We start from the raw sequence: 5,263 nt of genomic DNA on the forward strand, positions 1-5,263 counted from the left end.
AATTAGGGCAGTGAATGTACAGCATTCCATGACCCAGCATACAGGAGGCGCTTTTTGTTTTGCAAACCGCATTTTAATTCATTACAGGAATAGCTCCTTGCTGGATTATTGAGATTAGTATACCCCCTGAAATTGAAAACAAGCTCCGAAAAATTTAGTTGGATCTTTAGAGCGCTTGATTGGTTAGGGGGAACGGAATTGAAGATCACGAACTGTCCGGTTTGCGGCAAGTTTCACACAGGGGAAAGAAGCTACAGCGGCTTGTGTATCGATTGTGCGGAAATTCATCTGCAGCATTCCCATAAAATCAAGGATTACTTGCAGCAGCACCCGTTCGCTTCTGTAATGGAAGTGTATTTCAATACGGGCGTTCCTTTGAGGTCCATCCGGGAAGTCATGAAAAACGTATAGATCTCCCATGCCCTTTCAAGCCGCAGAATATAGGCAAATATAGAAATTTACTTTTACGTTAGGTATACTGAATAGGAATCCTATTTATATAAGAATAAGTCTATTTACAATGCAAAGGAGATGCCAGTATGTATGATGTTGCCATAATCGGTGCAGGACCGGCCGGATCCAGCGCAGCTTTGTTTACCGCTAAGGCCGGTAAGGCAACGCTGTTGATCGACAGCGATCAAAGTGTCACAAAACGGGCGTGGATCGAAAATCATTATGGAGTGATGGAGATAACTGGGCCCGATCTGTTCGACACGGGTATCAAACAGGCCGTCAAGTTCGGAGCTGAATTCGTGAAGGACAAGGCCGTGAATATCACTAAAGCCGACGGAGGGCTGAAAATCGAAACGGAGAACGGCAAATATGCGGCCAAGCATGTGATTCTTGCGACCGGTTTGGCGGTCGATTTGGCGGAAGCTATAGGTCTGCCGACGCTTCCCGGTACGGAGCCGCGCATCAAGTCGATCCTGAAGGTGGATGCCCAGGGTAGAACCGATCAAGAGGGAATTTGGGCTGCCGGCACTTGTGCGGGTGTCAGCATGCATACCATTATCACTGCCGGTGACGGGGCGAAGGTGGCCATCAATATCGTCAGCGAATTGAATGGTCAGCGCTATGTCGATCATGATGTTTTGAAATCCTAGTCCAACGGCGCGCAGCAAATTCACAGGTTTGCCGACTCGGCGAATTGAACATAATGAACAGTGAATCCATAGACTAACAGGAGGATCTGTTCATGAAGAAAACGGGTTATATATTGCTTTTGTCGGTGATGATACTGACGTTGAGCGCATGTAATTCAAAGGCGACATTGGGCAGCTCGGAGCCCAAGGAGGTTAATTCGGCTCAGGCCGTATTGTACGATTCCAAAGGAGAGAAGATCGGCAATGCCGTATTGACGGAAGCGGAGGAAGGCGTCAAGATTGCAGTAACGGCCTCGAACCTTTCGCCTGGAACGCATGCCATTCATATTCATGAAAAGGGCAAATGCAGTCCTCCGGACTTCAAGTCGGCAGGCGAACATTTCAATCCTTACGGCAAACAGCACGGGTTTAAAAATCCGAAAGGCTATCATGCGGGAGATTTGCCGAATATTGAAGTGGGAAAAGACGGAACCGTCAAAGCGGAGATTTTGGCCGCAAAGGTAACGCTTAAGAAGGGTGAAGCGAATTCGCTGCTGAAGCGCGGCGGAACCGCGCTGGTGATCCATGAAAATCCGGATGACTACATAACGGACCCGGCCGGAAATGCGGGAAACAGGGTCGCTTGCGGGGTTATTACGGAGAGTCGGAAATAAGTTTTTGAGGGAATGAAGCGGCCTAAGCCCTTCATTCCCTCTTTGTTTTAATCATTTTAATCATTCATTTTTCAAATCAAGTTCCCTGGTCTAATTCAATCGGTTCAGCGCTGTTTCGTAATCCATATTCATCTGCAGAACAATGTGCATCGGGCTCGACGGCAGGATGCTTTTTTTCAAATGCTGAAATAAAATCGGTTTATTGCACTTTAAGATTGTGACCATTTCGGTAGTGGGAGGAACAGTTTCCTTATGCCGGAGAAGCATGCTTAAAAAATCAATGATGTAGTGCATATCTTTACGGTCATCTTTAACCGCTTTCAAGATATATATAAAATCTTTAATGAGCTTTTTCCTGCCTTCACTAGTTGAGACCATCCTTCACTACATTCCGTTCAAAAAACGAATTTGTCATTTCGATGATGATAGGATTTGGAAAGGGAAGTCGACATGTTGGGCCGCATCGATTTTTTTCTCAAGGATGTAGTTTTCTTTCAGCAGCTATCACCCGAAGATATAAGGAAAATTTCCCCGTAATTTTCTGAAAAGACATTTAAAAAAGGAACGACCATTTTTTTGGGAAATGAGCCGGGGGATGAGTTTTTTATTGTCAAGGAAGGGATTGTCAAAATCTCAAAATTGTCGCCGTAGCGCGCATCCGAAAGACGAATGAAATGCTCAAGGATTTGACTCACGCTTGACGCGCGTGCCCGGGTTATCAAGCTCATCTCCGGATTGGCCGGGGAATACGGCGCGTTAGGCAAGGCAAGAAGGAATGCTGATCGACTTGAAGCTGACGCATCCAGCAAATTGCCGATATGACGAGCACGGTCAGAGAGACGGTCACCAAGATTCTTCTTGAGCTGCAGAACCGGGACATCATCCGAATCGAGCAAAAGAAAATTTGGTTCTCGGACATCAAGAAATTGCAAAGCCTGCTTTCATAGGCGCACTGGCGAACCCGTTGGACAGAGCAAGCTTCATCCGTGTCCGTGAAGCCGCGCCGCCGGTCAGGACCCGGAGGTTGTCAGCATGCTTACAATCCGCTGCAGGCGGATGAACTCGTTTTTCTGCAAATTCAGTCGAAAATATCCGTAATAATAGGATGCTTCAGAGAACGTTAAGCCGGGATGGCAGATGATCGGTTCATGAGAAAAAGGATTATCGATAATGATCTGCCATTCGCCTTTCCGGTCTTCGGGAGCGATAGCGCGCAGCGCTTCCATCTTGTAAGCCGCCGTACGTTCCAGTTCCTCCCAAATGCTGCTCCAGGCGGGGCTGATGGATCCGGGCTCCGGAACAGCGAGCCGGCCTTTCCGCAACATCTCCTGCACCTTCTCCGCTTGCATTTCCTCAAATTGTTTCAATTCGTTCCGCAGCAGTTCCACAAATCGGCTGAACAGCGAATAGCCTCCTTCGGCAAACAGCTTGCGAAGATCCGCGTATTCGGCATCAGTCCGTGCTTGTTCCAGCTTGGTTAACAGGGTATCGATTTTCATTCGGTTCATCAGATCACCTTTGAGTAGTGGATTAAATTATCATGAGTTCAGGCTTGAAATACGGCTTCGCTGATTGATGTCAGGTTCTGTACTTTGTAAAGACGGGCATACGCGCCGTCCAACCTCATCAATTGGTCATGGGTGCCTATTTCCTTGATTTCGCCGTTCTCGATCAGCACAATCTGGTCCGCATGCGTTATCGTCGACAGCCGATGGGCGACGACCAGCGTGGTTCGGTCCTTGACCAGTTTTTCCAAAGCCAATTGAATCAGATGCTCCGATTCGAGGTCCAGAGCGGACGTGGCTTCGTCAAAAATCAGAATGCGCGGATTTTTCAAAAAGACCCTTGCTATGGCAATCCGCTGTTTCTGTCCTCCGGAAAGCTTGACCCCGCGTTCACCGATTTCGGTGTTGTAACCGTTCGGAAGCTGCTGAATAAAATCGTGCGCATTGGCGGCGATCGCCGCGCGGATGATTTCGTCCTCCGTCGCATCGGGCCTGCCCATCAGTATATTTTCGAATACGGAGCCGCTGAACAGGATGTTGTCCTGCAGCACCATCCCGATCTGCCCGCGCAGGCTTTTCAAGGTAACGTTCCGGATATCCCGTCCGTCAATGCGAATGGCTCCGTCCCGGATATCGTAAAAACGGGGAATGAGCGATACCAGTGAAGATTTTCCGCCGCCGCTCATGCCCACGAAAGCGACGGTTTGCCCGGGCTGAATGGTCAGTTGAATGTTTCTGAGAATCGCTTCCGTTTGCTCGCTGTAGCTGAACGTGACGCGGTCAAATTCGATTTTGCCTTTGACCGTCGGCAGTTCGCGGGCATCAGGCGCATCCACGATATCATAAGGCTCCTTCATGAAATCGGTCATTCGGTCGAGCGACGCGAAGGCTTGCGTCAGCACGGTCGATGAATTCACCAGCCTGCGAAGCGGGCTGTACAGACGCTCCAGATATCCGAAAAAGGCGACCAGCGAGCCCATCGACAAATTTCCTCGGATCACTTCATATCCGCCGTAGCCGATGACCATCAGCGGGGCCAGATCGGTCAATGTATTGATAACGGAGAAGGTGAGGGCGTTCCAGCGGGTTTGGGCCATGGCCTTGTTGAGAAAATTTCGGTTTTTTCCGTCAAATCGGCGGCCTTCGTACTGTTCGAGCGTAAAGCTGCGGATCACGGGGATGCCCTGAATTCGTTCATGCAAGTAGCCTTGAATTTCGGCCAGCGCCTGCGAGCGGTCCTTCGTCAGCTGCTTCAGCCTCTTGTACAGGATTTTGACGGCCAGCCCGTACAGCGGGAAAACGGCGATGGCGACGTACGTTAGCGGTGGATTCAAATAAAACATGACCCCGATCGCGATCGTCAGGGTGAACAAATCCAGCCAGATGTTCATCAGTCCGGTTTCCACAATGCTCTTGGTCTGTTCTACATCGTTGATAAAGCGGGAGATCACTTCGCCGATTTTATGGTTTTGATAATAACGAAGAGAGAGCTTTTGGATATGCTCATACAGACGGCTTCGGATGTCGTATAAAATCCGGCTGGTGGTCAACTGGGCAAAATACTGCCTGAAATACTCGACGGGTCCCCTTAGAACAACAAACAGCAGGAAGGCGGCGCTGATAATCATTACAAGCTGCCGAAGCTTCTCGGAGACCGTCAAATCGTTGTTCAACAAAAGATGATCGACGATATATTTGAGGATCAGAGGCAACGTCAGCGGGATCCCGAACTTGACGATGCCGATGATGACGGTGATGAGGATCAACCCCCGGTACGGCTTGACAAATTGTAGGTAAGTTTTCAAGCTGGACACGGTTTACTCCCCCCCCATTTCCCGGATGTTGATTATTAAGCTATTGTAACAGAAAAGCAAATAAAAAGGGAGGCTTCCCGCCTCCGTGCTGTCGTTGTGCTGTGATAATGTCACCCTGTAACTGTTCTGAGATAATGTCACTATGGGACAGGAGACATTGACATTGACTAGAGCAGAGTTGAAGAAGG

At 49.0% G+C, this 5,263-nt stretch carries 7 protein-coding genes; 4 read left to right on the forward strand and 3 right to left on the reverse strand.

What is annotated here, in order from left to right; genetic code table 11:
• Positions 1–198 precede the first annotated feature (198 nt).
• The 3 genes from VF724_RS20785 (at position 199) to VF724_RS20795 (ending at position 1,756) form a co-directional block, all read left to right on the forward strand.
• Positions 199–411 carry a hypothetical protein gene (locus VF724_RS20785; protein WP_371756146.1) on the forward strand — a complete coding sequence of 71 codons (213 nt, stop codon included), beginning with the start codon at positions 199–201 and terminating at the stop codon, positions 409–411.
• Between the two features lie 128 nt (positions 412–539).
• Positions 540–1,103 (forward strand): NAD(P)/FAD-dependent oxidoreductase, encoded by a 564-nt coding sequence (locus VF724_RS20790; protein WP_371756147.1) that lies wholly within the window; start codon positions 540–542, stop codon positions 1,101–1,103.
• A 92-nt stretch (positions 1,104–1,195) separates the two neighbouring features.
• Positions 1,196–1,756 carry a superoxide dismutase family protein gene (locus VF724_RS20795; RefSeq protein WP_371756148.1) on the forward strand — a complete coding sequence of 187 codons (561 nt, stop codon included), beginning with the start codon at positions 1,196–1,198 and terminating at the stop codon, positions 1,754–1,756.
• A gap of 90 nt (positions 1,757–1,846) precedes the next feature.
• On the opposite strand, the gene VF724_RS20800 is transcribed toward VF724_RS20795, so the two are convergent.
• Entirely contained in the window at positions 1,847–2,134 is a 288-nt protein-coding gene (locus VF724_RS20800; protein WP_371756149.1) for a hypothetical protein, read from the reverse strand.
• 440 nt (positions 2,135–2,574) lie between these two features.
• On the opposite strand from VF724_RS20800, the gene VF724_RS20810 reads away from it, so the two are divergent.
• On the forward strand, positions 2,575–2,703 hold the full coding sequence (locus VF724_RS20810) for a hypothetical protein (protein WP_371756150.1): 129 nt from the start codon (positions 2,575–2,577) through the stop codon (positions 2,701–2,703).
• Between the two features lie 63 nt (positions 2,704–2,766).
• On the opposite strand, the gene VF724_RS20815 is transcribed toward VF724_RS20810, so the two are convergent.
• A complete protein-coding gene (locus tag VF724_RS20815; protein ID WP_371756151.1) occupies positions 2,767–3,264 on the reverse strand; it encodes a hypothetical protein in 498 nt (165 codons plus the stop codon).
• Between the two features lie 38 nt (positions 3,265–3,302).
• The gene (locus VF724_RS20820) at positions 3,303–5,075 is read right to left on the reverse strand and encodes an ABC transporter ATP-binding protein (RefSeq protein WP_371756152.1); all 1,773 of its coding nucleotides are present in this window, start codon (positions 5,073–5,075) and stop codon (positions 3,303–3,305) included.
• Between the last annotated feature and the right edge of the window lie 188 nt (positions 5,076–5,263).

Source organism: Ferviditalea candida (assembly GCF_035282765.1).
GTDB lineage: Bacteria > Bacillota > Bacilli > Paenibacillales > KCTC-25726 > Ferviditalea > Ferviditalea candida.